This is a genomic window from Arthrobacter sp. Leaf337 (genome assembly GCF_001423745.1).
In the GTDB taxonomy this organism is placed as follows: domain Bacteria; phylum Actinomycetota; class Actinomycetes; order Actinomycetales; family Micrococcaceae; genus Arthrobacter.
Map to the genome: position 1 here is coordinate 226,199 of NZ_LMPC01000001.1, position 19,497 is coordinate 245,695.

The 19,497-nt window shown below is 66.4% G+C and carries 17 protein-coding genes and 1 tRNA gene; 7 read left to right on the forward strand and 11 right to left on the reverse strand.

Annotated elements, in window-relative coordinates:
* Window positions 1-78 precede the first annotated feature (78 nt).
* The 3 genes from ASF98_RS01025 to ASF98_RS01035 all read left to right on the forward strand — a co-directional run bounded on the left by ASF98_RS01025 (window position 79) and on the right by ASF98_RS01035 (window position 1,679).
* A tRNA-Arg gene (locus ASF98_RS01025) sits at window positions 79-151 on the forward strand.
* 115 nt (window positions 152-266) lie between these two features.
* Entirely contained in the window at window positions 267-1,310 is a 1,044-nt protein-coding gene (locus tag ASF98_RS01030; protein WP_200939270.1) for a M4 family metallopeptidase, read from the forward strand.
* A gap of 63 nt (window positions 1,311-1,373) precedes the next feature.
* Window positions 1,374-1,679 (forward strand): protealysin inhibitor emfourin, encoded by a 306-nt coding sequence (locus ASF98_RS01035; RefSeq protein WP_055796275.1) that lies wholly within the window; start codon window positions 1,374-1,376, stop codon window positions 1,677-1,679.
* On the opposite strand, the gene ASF98_RS01040 is transcribed toward ASF98_RS01035, so the two are convergent.
* Window positions 1,676-2,644 carry a GlxA family transcriptional regulator gene (locus ASF98_RS01040; protein WP_055796278.1) on the reverse strand — a complete coding sequence of 323 codons (969 nt, stop codon included), beginning with the start codon at window positions 2,642-2,644 and terminating at the stop codon, window positions 1,676-1,678. The genes ASF98_RS01035 and ASF98_RS01040 overlap by 4 nt on opposite strands.
* An 81-nt stretch (window positions 2,645-2,725) precedes the next feature.
* Between ASF98_RS01040 and ASF98_RS24475 the strand changes: the two genes are divergently transcribed.
* Window positions 2,726-2,893: a hypothetical protein gene (locus ASF98_RS24475; RefSeq protein WP_200939271.1), complete on the forward strand. Its 168-nt coding sequence runs from the start codon at window positions 2,726-2,728 to the stop codon at window positions 2,891-2,893.
* A gap of 177 nt (window positions 2,894-3,070) precedes the next feature.
* A complete protein-coding gene (hrpA, locus tag ASF98_RS01045; protein ID WP_055796280.1) occupies window positions 3,071-7,087 on the forward strand; it encodes an ATP-dependent RNA helicase HrpA in 4,017 nt (1,338 codons plus the stop codon).
* 61 nt (window positions 7,088-7,148) lie between these two features.
* Here the strand turns inward: hrpA and ASF98_RS01050 are convergent, their stop codons facing one another.
* From ASF98_RS01050 to ASF98_RS01060, 3 genes are all read right to left on the reverse strand, one after another.
* A complete protein-coding gene (locus ASF98_RS01050) occupies window positions 7,149-7,577 on the reverse strand; it encodes an HIT family protein (protein WP_055796284.1) in 429 nt (142 codons plus the stop codon).
* Window positions 7,574-8,764 carry an NAD(P)-dependent alcohol dehydrogenase gene (locus ASF98_RS01055; protein WP_055796287.1) on the reverse strand — a complete coding sequence of 397 codons (1,191 nt, stop codon included), beginning with the start codon at window positions 8,762-8,764 and terminating at the stop codon, window positions 7,574-7,576. The genes ASF98_RS01050 and ASF98_RS01055 overlap by 4 nt, the downstream gene beginning before the upstream one ends.
* A 92-nt stretch (window positions 8,765-8,856) precedes the next feature.
* Window positions 8,857-9,693: a sulfurtransferase gene (locus ASF98_RS01060; RefSeq protein WP_055796289.1), complete on the reverse strand. Its 837-nt coding sequence runs from the start codon at window positions 9,691-9,693 to the stop codon at window positions 8,857-8,859.
* A gap of 112 nt (window positions 9,694-9,805) precedes the next feature.
* Between ASF98_RS01060 and ASF98_RS01065 the strand changes: the two genes are divergently transcribed.
* A complete protein-coding gene (locus ASF98_RS01065; RefSeq protein WP_055796292.1) occupies window positions 9,806-10,900 on the forward strand; it encodes a PLP-dependent cysteine synthase family protein in 1,095 nt (364 codons plus the stop codon).
* On the opposite strand, the gene ASF98_RS01070 is transcribed toward ASF98_RS01065, so the two are convergent.
* A complete protein-coding gene (locus ASF98_RS01070) occupies window positions 10,897-11,553 on the reverse strand; it encodes an MBL fold metallo-hydrolase (RefSeq protein ID WP_055796295.1) in 657 nt (218 codons plus the stop codon). The genes ASF98_RS01065 and ASF98_RS01070 overlap by 4 nt on opposite strands.
* A 119-nt stretch (window positions 11,554-11,672) precedes the next feature.
* Here ASF98_RS01070 and ASF98_RS01075 point away from each other — a divergent pair, with 119 nt between their 5' ends.
* Window positions 11,673-12,137, forward strand: a complete 465-nt coding sequence (locus ASF98_RS01075; RefSeq protein ID WP_055797229.1) for a Fur family transcriptional regulator — start codon at window positions 11,673-11,675, stop codon at window positions 12,135-12,137.
* A gap of 52 nt (window positions 12,138-12,189) precedes the next feature.
* On the opposite strand, the gene ASF98_RS01080 is transcribed toward ASF98_RS01075, so the two are convergent.
* The 6 genes from ASF98_RS01080 to ASF98_RS01105 all read right to left on the reverse strand — a co-directional run bounded on the left by ASF98_RS01080 (window position 12,190) and on the right by ASF98_RS01105 (window position 19,294).
* On the reverse strand, window positions 12,190-13,068 hold the full coding sequence (locus ASF98_RS01080) for a metal ABC transporter permease (RefSeq protein ID WP_055796297.1): 879 nt from the start codon (window positions 13,066-13,068) through the stop codon (window positions 12,190-12,192).
* Window positions 13,069-13,884, reverse strand: coding sequence for a metal ABC transporter ATP-binding protein (locus ASF98_RS01085; RefSeq protein WP_082506660.1), 816 nt, complete (start codon window positions 13,882-13,884; stop codon window positions 13,069-13,071).
* A gap of 107 nt (window positions 13,885-13,991) precedes the next feature.
* A complete protein-coding gene (locus ASF98_RS01090) occupies window positions 13,992-14,954 on the reverse strand; it encodes a metal ABC transporter solute-binding protein, Zn/Mn family (RefSeq protein ID WP_235505566.1) in 963 nt (320 codons plus the stop codon).
* A 124-nt stretch (window positions 14,955-15,078) separates the two neighbouring features.
* Window positions 15,079-16,149 carry a hemolysin family protein gene (locus ASF98_RS01095; protein WP_055796304.1) on the reverse strand — a complete coding sequence of 357 codons (1,071 nt, stop codon included), beginning with the start codon at window positions 16,147-16,149 and terminating at the stop codon, window positions 15,079-15,081.
* Window positions 16,146-17,483, reverse strand: a complete 1,338-nt coding sequence (locus ASF98_RS01100) for a hemolysin family protein (protein WP_055797234.1) — start codon at window positions 17,481-17,483, stop codon at window positions 16,146-16,148. The genes ASF98_RS01095 and ASF98_RS01100 overlap by 4 nt, the downstream gene beginning before the upstream one ends.
* A gap of 329 nt (window positions 17,484-17,812) precedes the next feature.
* Entirely contained in the window at window positions 17,813-19,294 is a 1,482-nt protein-coding gene (locus tag ASF98_RS01105; RefSeq protein WP_055796306.1) for a GuaB1 family IMP dehydrogenase-related protein, read from the reverse strand.
* Between the last annotated feature and the right edge of the window lie 203 nt (window positions 19,295-19,497).

Below are 19,497 nucleotides of genomic sequence, written 5' to 3' on the forward strand. Positions count from 1 at the left end.
TCGACCCGATTTTCCTTTGGGGGCCACCTTCCTGCTAAGCTCTAGGACGTCCCGCCGGCAACGGCAGGAACCCTGACTGCCCTCGTAGCTCAGGGGATAGAGCGTCTGCCTCCGGAGCAGAAGGTCGTAGGTTCGAATCCTATCGAGGGCACAGACAAACCCCGCCAGCCCAGCTGGCGGGGTTTCCTGTTTAAGGCGTGTCCCGCCGCAATGTCGGCACCCCCTCGTAGGCTGTTTCCATCGCCGACGAGTAAAGGGGACATTTTATGTACTGCTCCATCATTCCGCCCTACATGCTGCGGCGCCTTGCGGCTCAGCACGAACCCCGCCTGTCAAAGGTGGCCCGGGCGGCGAAGGAAGCACTGCTCCATGTCAGGTCCATCCAGGCAACCCGCGCGCTTCCGCTCCCCGCGGTTCCGTCCGGAGTCCGGCAGCTCCAGCCCGGCCCGCCGAACCGCACGGTGTATGACGCGAAGACCTCCGAGTCCCTGCCCGGGCAGCTGGTGCGCAAGGAGGGGGAACCCGCCACGGGCGACTCGTCGGCGGACGAGGCTTACGACGGCCTGGGCCACACCCACCGGCTCTATGCCGAGGCCTTCGGACGGAATTCGATTGACGCCCAGGGACTGCCGCTTGATGCCACTGTCCACTTCGGCAAGCTCTACGACAATGCCTTCTGGGACGGACACCAGATGGTGTTCGGCGACGGCGACGGCGAAATATTCCAGCGCTTCACCCGCTCGCTGAGTGTCATCGGCCACGAGTTGGCACACGGCGTCACGCAGCACTCCGCCGGGCTCGTCTACCGGAACCAGGCCGGTGCCATCAACGAATCGCTTTCGGATGTGTTCGGCGCACTCGTGGAGCAATACGTCGCGCAGCAGACGGCTGCGGAGGCCAGCTGGCTGATCGGCGAAGGCCTGTTCACGGACCAGGTGCAAGGCGCAGCCCTGAGGTCGCTGAAGGCTCCCGGCACCGCCTATGACGACGACGTGCTGGGCAAGGACCCCCAGCCGGACTCGATGGACTCGTATGTCCGTACGAGCGCGGACAACGGCGGGGTGCACATCAACTCCGGCATCCCCAACCGGGCGTTCTACCTCGTAGCCTCGGCTCTTGGCGGCAATGCCTGGGAGACCCCGGGCCGCATTTGGTATGACACGCTCACCGGCGGTTCCCTCCCGGCCAACGCCACGTTCACCAAGTTCGCCAAGGCCACGGCGGCATCGGCGGCGGAACTGTTTGGTGCGGCTTCACCGGAACATGACGCCGTCCGGACGGCGTGGGAAACTGTGAAGGTAAAGCTGTAACTGGAACGCCGCCGGAGGGGTCAGCCGGCGGCCAGGCAGTAGCGGAAGCACAGGAACCAGGCCATGAAGATCACTGTCCAGCGCAGCGGCGGGATTGCTGCGCTCAAGAGGGTATGGAGCGTCCAGGCCACCACCCCGACGGACAAGAGCCGCTGGGGGCCGCTCGTTGAGGCGTGCCCTTGGGATGCCGTTCCGCGCTCCGCGGAGGCCGTCGGCCAGCCGGACAGGTTCATGTATTCCATCAGGGCCGGGCAGCACCGCGCCACCCTTCCGGAGCAGGCCGTCACCGGCCCGTGGCGGGTCCTCGTCGACAACACCCGGGCAGCGGCCGAAGCCGCCCGGGACGGCGTGGCGGACCCGGGGCGCTAGACCGCAGGTTCGAGGTGGCCCCGGAACGCCCGCCGGTAGGATTGCGGGCTCGTGGCCAGCACTTTGCCGAAGTGGTGGCGGAGCAGCACGGAGTGTCCGAACCCTGACTCGCGGGCAATCTCGTCAATGTTGAGCTCGGTGGATTCCAGGAGCTCCTGCGCCCGCAGCACGCGCTGGGAGTTGAGCCAGGCTGCGGGGGTGGCACCCGTTTCGGACCGGAAGCGGCGCGCGAACGTCCGCGGCGACATGTGGACCCGCGCGGCGAGTTCGTTGACGGTGTGGTCCTGTTCCAGGTTCCGGACCATCCACTGCAGCAGTTCCTCCATGGGCTGTGAGCCGCAGGCCGGTATCGGACGGTCGATGAACTGGGCCTGCCCGCCGTCGCGATGGGGCGGAACCACCATGTCGCGGGCGATGCTGGCCGCCACGCCGGCTCCGAGTTCCACCCTCACCAGGTGAAGGCAGGCATCGATGCCGGCCGCGGTGCCAGCGCTGGTGATGATGCGGCCGTCCTGGACGTACAGGACGTTCTCGTCCACCAGTGCCGCCGGGTAGCGGCTGGCCAGTTCCGGGGAATAGTGCCAGTGCGTGGTGCATCGCCGGCCGTCGAGCAGGCCCGCACGCGCGAGGGCGAAAGCGCCGGAACAGATGGACATCACCCAGGCGCCTCGGGTATGGGCCGCCCGAAGTGCGTCCAGCACTTCTTCCGGGACATCCTGGTCGTGGCCGTAGGGAGCCATGATCACCAGATCGGCATCGGCGGCCGCTTCCAGCCCCAGGTCGACGTGCATGGACAGCCCGGACTTGAGCCGGATATCGCCCGGTTCCGGCGTGCAGACGCGGAAGTCGAAAGCCGGCACACCGGTCCCCCGGGCCGACCTGTCGATGCCGAACACCTCGAACGCGGTACCGAACTCAAAGATGGAAAAGTTGGGAACAACGATCACTGCCACTGATTTGAGCATGCTTCCATTGTGGCAGAAATTATAGCTTTTTGGTCATTTCTGCCACTGTTTTGTTGCCGGCAACGGGAGAAACATAGAGGCATGGAAACCATCGGAGTTGCACTCATCGTCCTGTTGCTCGTCATCCTCTCGGCCACCATCGCCGCACTCCTCAGGGACGGACGGGGCCACACCCCTCCCGAACGTTCAGAGCGCGACTGGGCAGCGCTGGACCTTCCGAGCATCAGCTACACCCTGCGGAACTACTGAGCGCCGCACCATCCGGATCCGGATTCTGCTCCGGACCGGCGCCGACTCAAATGCGGGATACAACAACAGGGACCCGGCTCAATAATGAGCCGGGTCCCTCTACCGCCAACGCCAGGAACCTATCTGCCGGCACTGGAACGCAGCGGGCGGGCCCGCCGCAGTAGACTGTCTCCAGCCATGACTTTTCATATTTCCTACCCCGCCGAGCTGCCGGTTTCCGAGCGCCGCGAGGACCTGATGGCCGCCATCGCGGCCAACCAGGTGACGATCATTGCCGGCGAGACCGGCTCCGGCAAGACCACCCAGATTCCCAAGATGTGCCTGGAACTGGGCCTGGGCGACAACGGACTGATCGGCCACACCCAGCCGCGCCGGCTGGCTGCACGCACGGTGGCCGAGCGTATTGCCGAGGAACTGGGCGTCGAGATCGGCCAGGAAGTGGGCTTCCAGGTCCGCTTCACCGGCGAGGTCAGCCGCAACACCAAGGTCAAGCTCATGACCGACGGCATCCTGCTGGCCGAAATCCAGCGCGACAAGCTGCTGCGCAGGTACAACGCCATCATCATCGACGAAGCCCACGAGCGCAGCCTCAACATCGACTTCATCCTCGGGTACCTCAAGCGGATCCTGCCGCAGCGCCCCGACCTGAAGATCATCATCACCTCCGCCACCATCGATCCGGAACGCTTCGCCAAGCACTTCGGCACCGAGGAGGATCCCTCCCCCATCATCGAGGTCTCCGGACGGACGTTCCCGGTGGAAATCCGGTACCGGCCGTTGTCCCAGCCGGCGGGCGGCGCAGTATCCGGCGATGACGACGACGCGGTAGCCGCCTCCGACGACGAACTCGAGGAGGACCGCGACCCGCTCGACGCCGTCTGCGACGCCGTCGACGAACTGGCCCTCGAAGCCCCGGGCGACATCCTGATCTTCTTCTCCGGCGAGCGCGAAATCCGCGATGCCGCCGAGGCCCTCAACGCCCGCATCCAGTCCAACCGGCGGCTGGCCGGCACCGAGGTGCTGCCGCTCTTCGCCCGGCTGAGCCTGCAGGAGCAGCACAAGGTTTTCCATCCCGGCAGCAAACGGCGGATCGTGCTGGCCACCAACGTCGCCGAAACGTCGCTCACGGTGCCCGGCATCAAGTACGTCGTGGACACCGGAACCGCACGCATCTCCCGGTACTCGCACCGGACCAAGGTGCAGCGGCTGCCCATCGAACGCGTGTCCCAGGCCTCGGCCAACCAGCGCTCCGGCCGGTGCGGCCGCGTGTCAGACGGCATCGCCATCCGGCTGTATTCGGAAGAGGACTACGAATCCCGGCCGCAGTTCACGGACCCCGAAATCCTGCGCACCAACCTCGCGGCCGTCATCCTGCAGATGACCGCCATGGGTGTGGCCCGGGGGCCGAAGGACGTGGAGAACTTCCCGTTTGTGGAGCCGCCGGATTCGCGCGCCATCAACGACGGCGTCACGCTCCTGCGCGAGCTGGGCGCCCTGAGCGCCGCGCGTCCGCAGGAGGAGAAGGGCGACGCCGGCGGACTGCCCGGCCGTCGGCCCGCCGCCGGCAGGAACGGCGGCGGCGGGCTGACCGCAGTCGGTCAGCAACTTGCCCAGCTTCCCGTCGACCCGAGGCTCGGCCGGATGATCGTCGAGTCCGGCAAGCGCGGGTGCGTCCGCGAGGTCATGATCTTGGCCGCCGCGCTCACCATCCAGGACCCGCGCGAGCGTCCGACGGACAAACAGCAGCTCGCCGCGGAGAAGCATGCGCGGTTCCGGGACGAAAACTCGGACTTCACCGGCTTCCTGAACCTCTGGAACTACCTCCAGGAGAAGCAGCAGGAGCTGTCCTCCACGGCCTTCCGCCGGCTCTGCCGCGCCGAGTTCATCAACTACCTGCGCGTCCGTGAGTGGCAGGACCTCTTCGCCCAGCTCCGCCAGCTCGCCCGCCCGCTGGGCATCAGCCTGGACAACAAGCGCCTGGCCGATCCCGTGGGCAACCATGAGGGCATCCACATCAGCCTTCTCTCCGGCCTGCTCAGCCACATCGGCATCCTCGACGAGCGCAAGCGAGAGTACGCCGGGGCCCGCGGCAGCCGTTTTGCGGTCTTCCCGGGCTCGGCGCTGTTCAAGAAGTCACCCACGTTCGTCATGGCAGCCGAACTGGTGGAAACGAGCCGGCTGTGGGCCAGGGTGGCCGCGAAGTTCGATCCGCTATGGGCCGAACAGGTGGCCCCGGACCTGGTCAAGCGCAGCTACAGCGAGCCACACTGGTCCAAGAAGATGGGCTCGGTGATGGCCCACGAGAAGGTCACTCTCTACGGTGTGCCCATCATCCCGAGCCGGCGCATCAACTACGGCAAAGTGGATCCGGAGCTCTGCCGCGAGCTGTTCATCCGGCACGCCCTGGTTGAGGGCGACTGGCAGACCCACCACAAGTTCTTCCACCGCAACCGGGCACTGCTCCATGAAGTCGAGGAGCTCGAGGCCCGGATGCGGCGCCGGGACATCCTGGTGGACGACGAGACGCTGTTCGAGTTCTACGACGCCCGGATCGGTAAGGACGTCGTATCCGAACGGCACTTCGACAAGTGGTGGAAGGACGCACGGCAGCAGGATCCCACCCTGCTCGACTTCGACCAGTCCCTGCTGATCAGCGAGGACGCCTCGGCCCTTGACGATTCGGCCTACCCGAAGACCCTGCTGCACAAGGGCTTCGAACTGCCGCTCAGCTACGAGTTCCACCCCGTCGCGCCGGGTTCCCCGCCCAACCCCTCCGACGGCGTCACGGCCGAAGTGCCCGTGCTCTTCCTGAACCAGCTGGACGACGCCGCGTTCCGCTGGCTCATTCCGGGCCAGCGGGTGGAGCTCGTTACTGCCCTGATCAAGTCGCTGCCGAAGCAGGTCCGCAAGAACTTCGTTCCCGCCCCGGACGTCGCCCGGCAGGCCGTTGCCGCCCTCGAAGCCGATTTCGATCCTGCGGCCGACGAGCTGGAGCCCTCGCTTGAGCTGGTCCTGCGGCGGATCCGGGGACAGGTCATCCCGCCGGGTTCATGGAACTGGGCTGCCGTGCCGTCCCACCTTCGCGTGAGCTTCCGCGTGGTCGATTCCCAGGGCACGACGCTGGATGAGGGCAAGGACCTGGCAGAACTGCAGGAACGGCTTGCTCCGGCCACGAGGCGGGCGATCGCCGAGTCGTTGGGCGCCACCCCGGTGACGACGGCCCCCAAAGGCCCGAAGGGCGCACAGCGGGGGCAGTCCGCGCAGGCCCCGAAGAACGCCGGAGGCTTCACCCCGTCCCCGGACGGTGCCGCAACACCCGGCTTCGCAGAGAAATCCGGGCTGACGGACTGGACCTTCGGAACCGTGCAGCGCCAGGTCCAGGGCATGGTCAAAGGACACACTGTCACCGGTTACCCCGCCTTGGTGGATGAAGGCGCATCGGTTGCCCTCCGGCTGTTCCAGACCGCTTCCGAACAGGAGCTGGCCATGCGCGGCGGCGTCATCCGCCTGCTTGCGCTCAAGGTGCCCGCGCCGGACCGGTATGTCCTGGAGCACCTGAACAACACCGAGAAACTGACGTTCAGCCAGAATCCGCACGGCTCGGTGTCGGCCCTGATCGCGGACTGCGCGCTGGCCGCGATCGACAAGCTCACGCCGGCCGAACTGCCGTGGGACGAGGCGTCCTTCAAAGCCCTGTACGAGCAGGTCCGGGCCGAGCTCATCGACACAGTGTTCACTGTCACCGCGGTCGTCGAACGCATCCTCGCCAGCACGCGCCGGATCGAAAAGCAGCTCAAGGGGACCACCAGCCTGGCTCTGATCAGCGCGCTCAACGATGTCAGGAGCCAGCTCGAACAGCTCGTCTTCCCCGGCTTTGTGGCACGCACCGGCTACGCCCAGCTCAGCCAGTTGCCGCGCTATCTGGCCGCGATCGAGAAGCGGTTGGAGAAGCTGCCCGGCAATGTCCAGCGGGACGCCTTGCACATGGCCGCGGTCCAGGCCTTGGAGGACGACTACGACGATGCCGTGTCGGCGCTGCTGCCGGGTCGCCGGGCCGGGGCCGAGTTAACGCAGGTGCGCTGGATGATCGAAGAGCTGCGGGTGAGCCTTTTCGCCGTCGAGCTCGGAACGGCCTATTCCGTCTCCGAGAAGCGGATCCGGGCGGTCCTGAATAAGGCACTGGCCCCGGCGTAGCCCCCGTAAGGGAACCACGCCGGCGCCAGTCCGGACCAAAACCGGAATCGCGCCGGAGCTCTCAGGCCGCGGGAACGTGATCGCCGTGGCCGGCCTGGCGGAGCCCTTCGCGCAGCTTCTCCGCGTTGGCGTCGAGCTGTGCGGCGTCGGGGTTCTGGTCCACCGAGCCGAAGTCGTAGTCGGCCATGGAGTTGGACGGCCACACATGGACGTGGAGGTGGTTGACCTCGTAGCCGGCCACGATGAGCCCTGCCCGTGCGGCATCAAAGACATCCACCTGGACGGCGCCGATCTTCTGCGCAACTTCCATCACCCGTGTCAGCAGCGCGGGCGGGGCGTCCGTCCAACGGTCCACTTCCTCCGTGGGAACCACCAGGGTGTGTCCGTCGGCGAGCGGTCCCATGGTCAGGAACGCCACCACGTCCGGCTCGCGCCAGACGAAGCGTCCGGGGATCTCGCCGTTGATGATCTTGGTGAAAACGGTGCTCATGCGTCTGCCTTTTCCGAAGGGGTTCCGAGGGTGCTGGTGTCCAGGACAAAACGATACTTGACGTCTCCGGCCACCATGCGGTCATATGCCTCGTTCAGCTGATCGGCACCCACCACCTCGACGTCGGAGACAACGTTGTGTTCCGCACAGAAGTCCAGCATCTCCTGGGTCTCGGCGATGCCGCCGATCAGCGAACCCGCGTAGGCGATCCGGCGCCGGATCAGCGCCCCCGGATTGACAGGTGGCATGACTCCAGAGGGCAGGCCCAGCTGGAAGAGCGCGCCGTCCCGGCGGAGGGTCCGGAAGTAGGGGTTGAGGTCATGCGGCGCTGCCACCGTGTCGATGATGACGTCGATGCTCCGGCCGGCGGCCGCCATGGCCGCTTCGTCGCGTGACAGGACGACGCCGTCGGCACCAAGCTCCCGCGCCGCGGCGACCTTCGATGCCGAGGTGGTGAACACCACAACTTCGGCCCCCATGGCCTTGGCGAGCTTCACCGCCATGTGGCCCAGTCCGCCCAGTCCCACCACACCCACAACGTCGCCGGGCTCGACGTCGAAGTGCCGCAGCGGGGAATAGGTGGTGATGCCGGCGCAGAGCAGCGGCGCGACGGCCGCCGGGTCGAGGTTTTCGGGAACCCGCAGCACGTAGCGGCGGTCCACCACCACCGAGGTGGCGTAGCCGCCCTGGGTGATGGCGTCCCCGTTGCGGGCGTCCGGTGCACCGTAGGTTCCGGTCATGCCGTTTTCGCAGTACTGCTCCAGGCCGTCCAGGCAGCTTTCGCATTCACGGCAGGAGTCCACCAGGCAGCCCACGCCCACGAGGTCACCCGGCGCGAAATCGTCGACGGCGGCACCCACGCGGCTGACCCGGCCGACGATTTCGTGGCCGGGCACCAGAGGGTACTTCTGCGACCCCCACTCGCCGCGCGTCGCGTGCACGTCCGAATGGCAGAGGCCGCAAAACTCAATGGCGATCTCGACGTCGTCGTCCTTCGGGGCCCGGCGGGCGACGGTGAGCGGGACCAGGCCGCTGTCGCTTGCTTTGGCCCCGTAGGCCGCGGCCAGCCGCGGGAGCGCAGGCGGCGCGGTCTGGCTTGCGTCCCGGAGCGGCGGGGTGCCGGGGAGGGGCGGGGTGCCGGGGAGCGGCTTGGCGAGGGGCGGCGGTACGGGGCGTCCGGGGGTCATGCTCCGACGCTACCCCCGCCCCCGGCCGGCGTTCCAATCGGACCAGGCCGGCGTTCCAATCGGACCAGGCCGGCGTCCCAATCGGACCAGGCCTACGGGGCCGCTCCCGTGGCCACCTCGTTGGCGGAATCATTGGACCACTGCGAAAACGAGCCCGGGTACAGCGCCGCGGGGAACCCGGCGATTTCCAGGGCAGCGATTTCGTGCGCGGCCGTCACGCCCGAGCCGCAGTACACAGCGGTGGGCACATCCGGCCGCACGCCCAAGGCCGTAAACCGCTCGCGCAGCTCCTCCGGCGGCAAAAACCGTCCGTCGCCTCCAATGTTCCCGGCCGTGGGGGCACTCACGGCCCCCGGAATGTGCCCTGCCCGCGGATCCACCGGCTCGACCTCCCCGCGGTATCGTTCGCCCGCCCGTGCGTCCAGCAGGACACCCCGTTCCGGCCACTGCGCAGCCTGCGGCGCATCGATGACGGGCATGGCACCGTCGGTGAGCGTGACGTCGCCCAGCGAAGCCTGCTCAAGGCCGCCTTCCACGGCGTATCCGGCCGCCCGCCAGGCGGACAGGCCGCCGTCGAGCAGGAAAACGGTGGACATCCCCGCGTTGCGCAGCATCCACCACAGCCTGGCGGCGGCAGTGCCGCCCGTGTCGTCATAGGCAACCACGACGTCGTTGTCCCGGATGCCCCAGCATCGCGCCGATTCCTGGAACTGCTGCAGCGGCGGCAAGGGATGCCGTCCCTGCGCGGGGTCCGCCGGCCCGGCCAGCCTCGTGGGCAGGTCCACGTAGACGGCGCCCGGAATATGCGCCTCAAGGTAGTGCTCACGGCCGTGGGGGTCGCCCAGCGCCCAACGCACATCCAGCAGAACGGTGCGCTTGCCGGAGGTCATCCGGTGGTTCAGCGCGGACACGTCCATCAGGGGGTTCATCAAATCTCCTTTGGTTCGGATGACAGGCTGTCCGGCCTGGTCCGCAGACGCGGGCGGGCAGCCGGTTCCAACTGTAGCCGTGGACGCCTCCGGTCCCGGGTAGGCTGAATCGGTGAACACAGTGGGTAGCCGTGCGGGCAAGCAGGACCGGGCGTGGGCGGATGAAGCCGTCCGCAGGATCAACGCCGAGAACAACAGATCAGCGGACACACACCTATACTCCGTCCCGTTGCCGGAGCACTGGGGAGTCCAGCTGTACCTGAAGGACGAATCCACGCACCGCTCCGGCAGCCTGAAGCACCGGCTGGCCCGTTCACTGTTCCTGTTCGGCCTGGTCAACGGCTGGATCCGGGAAGACACCACCATCGTGGAGGCTTCCAGCGGCAGCACGGCGGTCTCCGAGGCCTACTTCGCCCAGCTCCTCGGACTGCCGTTCGTCGCCGTCATGACCCGCACCACCAGCCCCGAAAAAATTGCCCTGATCGAGCAGTTCGGCGGGTCCTGCCTCCTGGTGGAACACGCCTCGGAGGTTTACTCCGCCGCCGAGGAAGTCGCCCGGACCACACGCGGCCACTACATGGACCAGTTCACCTATGCCGAGCGGGCCACGGACTGGCGGGGGAACAACAACATCGCCGAGTCCATCTTCCAGCAGCTGGCCCTGGAAGAGCACCCGGTCCCGCGGTGGATCGTGGTGGGCGCAGGCACCGGCGGCACCAGCGCCACCATCGGCCGGTACCTGCGGTATCACCGCCACGGCACGGAGCTCGCCGTCGTGGACCCGGAGAACTCCGCCTTCTACCCTGGGTGGAGGGACGGCGTGGCCGGGTTCAGCACCGGCATGCCCTCCCGCATCGAGGGCATCGGCCGGCCGCGGATGGAACCCAGCTTTGTGCCCGCCGTCATCGACCACATGATTCAGGTGCCCGATGCGGCATCGGTGGCCGCCATGCGGCACCTGTGGGACCTGGCCGGGCTGCACGCGGGCCCGTCTACCGGGACCAACCTCTGGGGTGTGTGGCAGCTGATCGCCGGGATGGTCTCGGAGGGCCGGCGCGGCAGCGTGGTCTCGCTGATGTGCGACGCCGGAGACCGGTACGCCGGCAGCTACTACAACGAGGAGTGGCTGCAGGCCCGGGGGCTGGATCCCAGGCCGCATGAGGCCGCCGTCAAGGAATTCTTCGAAACCGGAACCTGGCGGGCTTAAACCTCCACCGAGTCTCCGCTGGAGAGGTGGATGTACTCGGTGCCGTATTTGGCTCCCAGCCGCTTCACGTGACCTTCGATGAGGCCTAGTCCGGTCTCATTGAGCAGTGCGTCGTGGATGGGGAATGCCTTGGCGGCCCGGACTCCGATGACGAAATCCACCACCTCACCAACTTTGTTCCAGGGCGCGTGGACCGGGACCAGGAGGGTCCGGACTCCAATGCCGTCCGGAATCACGAACGAGTCGCCCGGGTGGTACACGTTGGAGTCAATCAGGTACCCGATGTTGGCCACCACGGGGATCTGGGGGTGGATCAGCGCGTGCTGTCCGCCGAACGTCTGAACGTCGAATCCCACCGCGGTGAACGTCGACCCGGGCTCGACGTCCCGGATCCGGGACTCCGCAAACGGCGCCTCGGTCCGCAGCTTGGCGGCTACTCCCCCGGGGGCAAAGACCAGGAGCGACGCATTGCCCCGCAGGGCTGAGACCACGGCAGGAACATCAATATGGTCGCCATGTTCATGGGTGACGAGGACCGCCCCCGCGGCATCGAGGGCCTTGCCGGTTTCGGAGAACGTGCCGGGATCGAGCACCAGCACCTGCCCGTCCTTTTCGAGCCGGACACAGGCGTGGGTGTATTTAGTCAACTTCATGGAGCCAGCCTAGGGCGGCCTGCGCGGGAGTGTCCATGAACCCGCCCACGCACCCGTCCATCAGGTCCCGGCTGGTAATCTTGGACATTGCACCACCCCTGAGGGAAGCGAGTTATTCCATGGCCCACGGCGCCAAGGCCGACGCCACAAAGCTGTCCGCACCGGCTTCCGCCGGCGGCCGGGAGCAGCGTGTCACCAAGCAGCGAGTGGCCGTCAGCGCCGCCCTGGATGAGCTGGACGACTTTGTCAGCACCCAGGAGCTCTACCGGATCCTGCAGAACCAGGGCACTTCCGTGTCCCTGGCCACTGCCTACCGGATCCTGCAGTCGCTCGCCGACGACGGGCTGGTGGATGTCCTGCGCAACGGCGAGGGCGAGGCCGTCTACCGGAGGTGCGCCGTCACCGGGCACCACCACCACCTGCTGTGCCGCAACTGCGGCAAGGCTGTGGAAGTGGAAGCTCCCGCCGTGGAAACCTGGGCTGCGCGGACGGCCGCGGAACACGGTTACACCGAAGTGGCCCACACCGTGGAGATCTTCGGCCTGTGCCCGGACTGCACGGCCCGGAAATCCGCCGCAGGCTAAGGGGCGCCGTCGCAGCCGCTGTCGCAGCCTGGGAGGCGCCGGCCTAGGAGGCTTATGCCCCTGCCGGCAGGACGCGACCGTTGAGGCCGCGGCCCGCCCGGACGCCGCCGATGATCCGGCAGACGACGTAGATCAGGAATGACAGCGTGGTCACGTACGGACTGATGGGGATCCGCCCGCCCAGGGCAAGCAGGATGCCGCCCACAGTAGCCGTCACCGCGAAGGCCACGCTGAGCATCACCACCAGCCGGGGCGAGGAGGTCACGCGAAGCGCCGCGGCGGCCGGAGTGATCAGCAACGCGAGCACCAGGAGCGCCCCCACCACCTGGATGGACAGCGCCACACTAATGCCCAGCAGCACCATGAAGCCGATGCCGAGTGTCCGGACGGGCACACCCCGCGCTTCCGCCACTTCCGGGTCCACGCTGGCAAACGTGAGCGGACGCCAGATGGCCACCAGCGCCAGCATCACCACGAGGGCCGCCGTGGCCAGCACCTGCAGCTGAACTGTATCCACGGATACGATCTGTCCCGTCAGGAGACCGAACTTGTTTGATGCCCGCCCTTCGTAAAGGGAAAGAAAGAGGATGCCCAGGCCCAGGCCGAAGGGCATGATGACGCCGATAATGGAGTTCTTGTCCCGTGCCCGGACCCCCATCACTCCCAGCAGCAGCGCCGCCAGCACCGAACCGATGAGGGATCCGAAAACGATGTCGGCTCCGATCAGCAGCGCAAAGGCGGCACCTGCGAATGAAAGCTCGGAGATTCCGTGGACGGCGAATGCGAGGTCCCGTTTCATCACGAAGGTTCCGATCAGGCCGCCCAGCAGTCCGAGCAGCGCTCCTGCCCAGATGGAGTTCTGGACCAGGGCCAGGAGCTCGCCGTAGTTGTCGAAATTGAAGATGGAACCCAGGATGCTGTCGAAATCCACTTAGCCCACCTCCCCCGCCACCGAATGCGCGTCCTCGTGGTGGTGCGTGGCCCCCTCCGGGAGCCCCACCACGATCATCCTGCCGTTGGCACGGATGACTTCGACCCGGCTGCCGTAGAGCCCGGAGAGCACTTCGGTAGTCATCACTTCTGCCGGCTTGCCTACCCGGAAACGGCCCCCGGCAAGGTAGAGCACGCGGTCCACGTAATCGATGATCGGATTGATCTCGTGCGTTACGAAGACCACGGCACTGTCCTGCGTGCGGCATTGCTCGTTGATAAGTGCGCTGACGGCCTGCTGGTGCTGAAGGTCAAGGGAAAGCAGCGGCTCGTCACAGAGCAGTATCTGCGGATCGGCGGCCAGCGACTGGGCAACCCTTAGTCGCTGCTGTTCGCCGCCGGAGAGCTGGCCTACCGGAACGTTGGCATAGTCCGCGGCGCCCACCAGGTCCAGGAGTTCATCGATCCTGCGGTTGGCCTTTGCTGCACCGAGCCGCAGTCCCCAGCGGTGGCCGTCAACGCCCAGCCCCACCAGGTCCCGCGCACGCAGGGGCGTGTCCGGGGCGAAGGATTTCTGCTGCGGAATGTAGCCGATCAGGTTGCTGCCGCGTTCCACCGGACGGCCGCCCAGCGTTGCCGTCCCGGAATGGAGTTCCTGCAGTCCCAGCAGGACCTTCAGGAACGTGGTCTTGCCGCTGCCGTTCGGGCCGAGGACGGCAAAGAACTCGCCGGGATTGATATCGAGGTCCAGGTCCTCCCACAATGTCCGTTTGCCGAACTTCAGGGTGGCTCCGCGGAGGCTCACTACCGGTTTCAACGTTCTTTATCCTCGATTCATACGGGGCGAAGCGCCCCCACCATCTTAGGACTGCCGGTCCGTGGATGCTTCAGCACGGCTTCCCGGGGGGGAATAATCCCAGCGGGCTACTTGCCCAGGGCCTGTTTGATGTTGTCCACGTTGCCGCTCATCCACTGTACGTACGTCTTCCCCTCGGGAAGCGTTTCGCTGAAGTCCAGCACCGGGACGCCGGCGCTCTCGGCTGCTTTCTTGAGGGCCTGCGTCTGCGGACTCTCCGTCTGTGTGTTGTACGCCAGGAACTTGATGTCTTTCGAACCGGCGAGTTCCGTGGCTTGCTTGAGGACCGCAGGCGGCACATCGGAGCCTTCCTCGATGGCGGCCGTGTAGTCGGCAGGGGTCTTGTTCACGAGTCCTGCAGCCTCGAGCAGGTACAGCGGCACCGGTTCAGTCACGGCTACGGGCGCCTCGGCCGACGTCGCGGCAAGTCCGGCGGCCTGGGCGTTTAGCCCGGCGATCTCCTCTTTGAACGAGGCGGCGTTGGCCTGGAAGGTCGAGGCGGATGCCGGCTCAAGCGCTGCGAGCTTGGCTTCGACGGCGTCGGCCAGCTTGGTCATGGCACCCAGGCTGTACCAGACGTGTTCGTTGAATGTTCCGTCATGGGAGTGTCCGTGCTCGTCGTCCGCGGCCGTGGACGCCGCCGACGGCTCTTCTGCCGGGGCAAGCCCGGAAACCTCGACTGCGCTGATGATGTTCTCGTGGCCCAGGTTGCTGTCGTCCGCCAGCTTGTGCATGAAGTCGTCGTAGCCGCCGCCGTTTTCAACGACCAGCCGGGCCTTTGAGACCGCCAGCTTGTCCTGGGTGGTGGCTTCGTAGGAATGCGGGTCCTGGCTCGCCTTGGTGATCAGTGCCTTGACGTTCACTTTGTCGCCGCCGATTTCCTTGACGATGTCGCCGTACACGTTCGTTGAGGTGACCACGTCGATGGTGCCGGGATCCGCCTGCGGGCCGCCCGACGTCGTACTGCAGGCTGACAGCAGCAGGCTCAGGCCGGCAAGGGCGGTGGCGGAAAGGGCTGCGGAACGGCGCACGGAAGGACCTCGGATCTGGTTATCGGAAACTTGCCACATGAGAATCAGGAGCATTAGCAACAAGACGAGTGTAGCCCTAAATAGGAATGATTCCTATTTAGGGCTACGGCATCCGGCGCGGGAGCTACTCGCCGTCCGGCTGGCCGAGCCGGCGGATGCCCTTCGCCTGCGTGGCATCACGGATCTCGCCCACGAGCTGCTCGATCACGTCTTCCAGGAACAACACGCCCTTGGTGTTGCCATCCGGTCCGATGACGCGCGCCAGGTGCGACCCGGTGCGCTGCATCACGGACATGGCTTTTTCGATCTCGTCATCCATGGCGAGATTCGCCAGGGACCTGATCCTGCTCTCGGCAATCGGGTGCTCGTATCCGGCTTCCGGGATGGACAACACATCCTTGATGTGAAGGTAGCCCGAAAGCATGCCGTCCTCGTCCATCATCGGGAACCGGGAGAATCCGGTGCGGCTGACGGCTTTTTCGAACTCCACCGGAGTGGTGGGCGACTTCATCATGACCAGCTTGTCGAGCGGAACCATGATGCGCGACGCCGTGTGCTCGGAGAATTCAAGCGCACCGGTGATCAGGCCGGCGTCGTCATCCACGAGCCCGTGCCGCGTGGATTCCTGCACGATCGACTGGACTTCCTCCAAAGTGAACGAGGAGTTGACCTCGTCCTTGGGCTCAATCCGCATCAGGCGCAGGATGTGGTTGGCGGACCAGTTGAGAGCTGCAATCACCGGGTTCACCAGCCGTGCAATGAACATCAGCGGCGGCGCCAGCAGCAGGGCAGCCTTGTCCGCAACGGACACCGAGATGTTCTTGGGCACCATCTCGCCGAAGGTCACGTGCAGGAAGGTCACTACCAGCAGGGCCACGGTGAACGCCACAATGTCAGCGAGTTCCATCGGCATGCCGACGGCTTCAAGGGGAACCGCCATCAGGTGGTGGATGGCCGGTTCGGCCACCTGCAGGATCAGCAAGGAGCAGACCGTGATGCCCAACTGGGCGCACGCGAGCATGAGGGACACGTTTTCCATGGCCCGCAGTGTCGTCTGCGCCCGCACGGAGCCGGCCTCCGCCAGCGGCTCGATCTGGCTCCGCCGCGCGGACATCACCGCGAACTCGGCCGCAACGAAAAAGGCGTTGCCGAATAGCAGGACCACCAGCCAGAGAATTCCTACCCAGTCGCTCATGCCGTGCCTCCCTGGCCGGCCGCGTGCTCTTCGCCGCGGACCGGAGAAGGCTTGAAGCAGATCCGGTCGATCCGGCGTCCGTCCATGCGGGTCACACTCAACGTGCCTCCGCCGACGTCCACCTTGTCCCCCACTGCGGCGATCCGGCCGAGCTGGCTCATCACGTAGCCGCCCACTGTTTCGTAGGCCGACTCGTCAGGAACCGTCAGTCCGGGAATCTGTTCCGAGAGTTCATCCGGGCGCAGGAGCCCGGGGAAGTACCAGTCGCCCGACGCACTCTGCAGCAGTCCGGGACGTACCTTGTCGTGTTCATCCGCCACCTCCCCGACAATTTCCTCCACGAGGTCCTCCAGGGTGGCGATGCCGGCAGTGCCGCCGTATTCGTCCAGCACTACCGCCAGTTGCATGTTTCCTTCACGGAGTTCCGCCAGCAGGGCATCCAGGTGGATGGTTTCGGGAACCCTGAGGACGTCCGTCATGATGGCGCCTGCCTCAAGGTTGGCGCGCCGGTCCGAGGGGACGGCGATTGCCTTCTTGACGTGGACAAGGCCGCGGATGTCATCGGCGGACTCACCAATGACCGGGAAGCGTGAATACCCGGTCCGCCGTGCGGCGTCGACAATGTCCGAAACCGGCTGCCCGGCGGCAATGGTCTCCACCCGGATCCGCGGGGTCATCACGTCGGCCGCAGTGCGGCCGGAGAACTTCAGCGTCCGGGCGATGAAGTTGGCCGTTCCCGGGTCAAGTGTTCCCATGGCGGCGGAGCGCCGCACCAGGGATGCCAGTTCGGCCGGGGTCCGGGCGCCGGAGATCTCTTCCTTGGCTTCGAGTCCGAAGACATTCAGCACTTTGTTGGAGAAGCCGTTGAGCACGATGATGGCCGGCTTGAAGACGGCGGTGAAGACCAGCTGCGGACGGGCCACGGCCTTGCCGATGGGCAGGGACAGGGCGATGGCCATGTTTTTGGGCACCAGCTCGCCGATCAGCATGGATCCAAGGGTGGCGATGGTCATGGCCATCACCAACGAAACAGAAGCAGCTGCGGCTTCCGGAACACCGGCCGCGGCCAACGGACCTTCCAGCAGCTTTCCGACGGACGGTTCCATGACGTAGCCGGTCAGCAGGGTGGTCATGGTGATCCCGAGCTGGCAGCTGGATAGTTGGGTGGACAGTGATTTGAGGCATTTGAGCAGCGGCACGGCCGCAGCGTCGCCGCTGTCGACGGCCCGCTGGACCGTGGCCTGGTCCAAAGCGACGAGGGAAAACTCAACGGCGACGAAGAAACCCGTGCCAAGGATGAGCAGGATGCCTGCTCCAAGTAGTAACCATTCCATCAGCGGTTTGCCTCCGGCGAAGATGCCGGCCACGTAGCGGCTGAAGAAAGGGAGGTGTTGCCGGGGAAACCGCCCGGCGGAGGATGGTCGGACGGCGCCGACCCTGTTTCCTGGAAGGCTGCGGCGTGGACTGCTGCAGAATGATGGGCACGTGAACGGGGTTTGCCGGCTCTGTGGGTGGACTGCGGGGAGCTCGTGTTCATGCTCCGCTGACAGCACCCAGGCCGGCACCTAGATTTACTGTCCATAAGAATTTCAGTCTACAGGAGCAGATGCGGCAGACAGGGTAGGTGCGGCGCCGCCGGGCCGCTCTTCCGAAGGGCTATTCGTCACCAGCTTTGCGGAACAGGCCGGCCCTCCTCGTAACCGGCCGCGGACTGGATTCCCGCCACGGCACGCTCACGGAATCCGGCGAGGTCCACTGCGCCGGCGTAGCTCATGGAGCTGCGGAGCCCTGCGGTGATCATGTCAACAAGGTCCTCCACGCCCGGCCGCGCGGGGTCCAGGTACATGCGTGACGTGGAGATGCCCTCTTCGAAGAGCGCCTTGCGGTCCTTTTCAAAAGCGCCCTCGCGCTGGTTCCGGTTCTGCACAGCCCTGGCCGAGGCCATGCCGAAGCTCTCCTTATATAGGCGGCCGTTCGCGTCCGACTGCAAGTCCCCCGGGCTTTCGTGGGTTCCCGCAAACCACGAACCGATCATGACCTGGCTTGCCCCGGCCGCCAGCGCCAGGGCCACGTCCCGCGGATACCGCACGCCGCCGTCGGCCCAGATCCGCCCACCTGCGGCGCGCGCAGCGGCGGCGCACTCCAGCACCGCGGAGAGCTGGGGACGGCCGACGGCCGTCATCATGCGCGTGGTGCACATGGCCCCCGGACCGACGCCGACCTTGACGATGTTCGCGCCGGCGTGGATCAGTTCCCGGGTTGCATCCGCTGTCACGACGTTGCCGGCCACGATGGGTACGGCGGGATCAAGCCCGCGGACAGCCGCCAGGGCGTCGAACATCTTTTGCTGGTGACCGTGTGCGGTGTCGATGACAAGGACGTCGACGCCGGCGGCCAGCAGTTCCGCCGCCCGGCCCGCCACGTCACCGTTGATTCCGACGGCGGCAGCCACCTTCAGCTTCCCCGCCGCGTCCAGCAGGGGCCGGTAGATAGTGGAACGAAGGGCACCCTTGCGGGTGAGGACTCCTGCTAGGGTGCCGTCTTGGTGGACCGGGGCGAAATCCGTGCCCGCGGCGTCCATCGCCTCGAAGGCCTTCCGCAGGGAAGCGTCACGGGTATCGGAGCCGGTTCCGCCCGCGGCCGGGTTCCCCGGGCCCAACGCGCCGGCGCCCAGCACCAGCGCCTGCCGCATGATCGACGCGAGGGAGGCAAAACGGTCCTGCCCCTCGCAGTCCGCAGCGCGGACCACGCCGGCAACCCTGCCGGCGTCGTCCACCACCACCACAGCACCGTGCGGCCGCTTGCCCATCAGATGGAGGGCGTCGATGACGGTTTCCGAAGCCAGCAGGCTGACCGGAGTTTCAAACACCGTGTGGCGCGACTTAATCCAGGCGGTGACATCGCGCAGCACATCAAGCGGAACGTCCTGCGGCAGGACAGCCAGCCCGCCGCGGCGGGCCATGGTCTCGGCCATGCGCTTTCCCGTCACCGCCGTCATGTTGGCCACCACCAGCGGGATGGAGGACCCGGTGCCGTCATCGGCCGCGAGGTCCACATCCAGCCGCGACGTGACGTCCGAACGCGAGGGCACCAGGAAGGCGTCCGAGTAGGTCAGGTCGGTGGACGGTTCACTCAAAAAACGCACGGCTGCTCCTCGTCGAAAAGGGATACTCAGTGCGAGTCTAGGCGAGAGAGCGCCCCCAGCGGGACGGCCCCGGGGACGCCTCCAAGGAATGCTCCGGGAGGGGCTCCGGTGACGGCGGCGGGACAGCTCGGGCGGAGGCTCCGGCAGCTTATTCGCGCAATAGTTTCGCCGCTACATGATTTGGGTCACCCTTATTGGCAGTT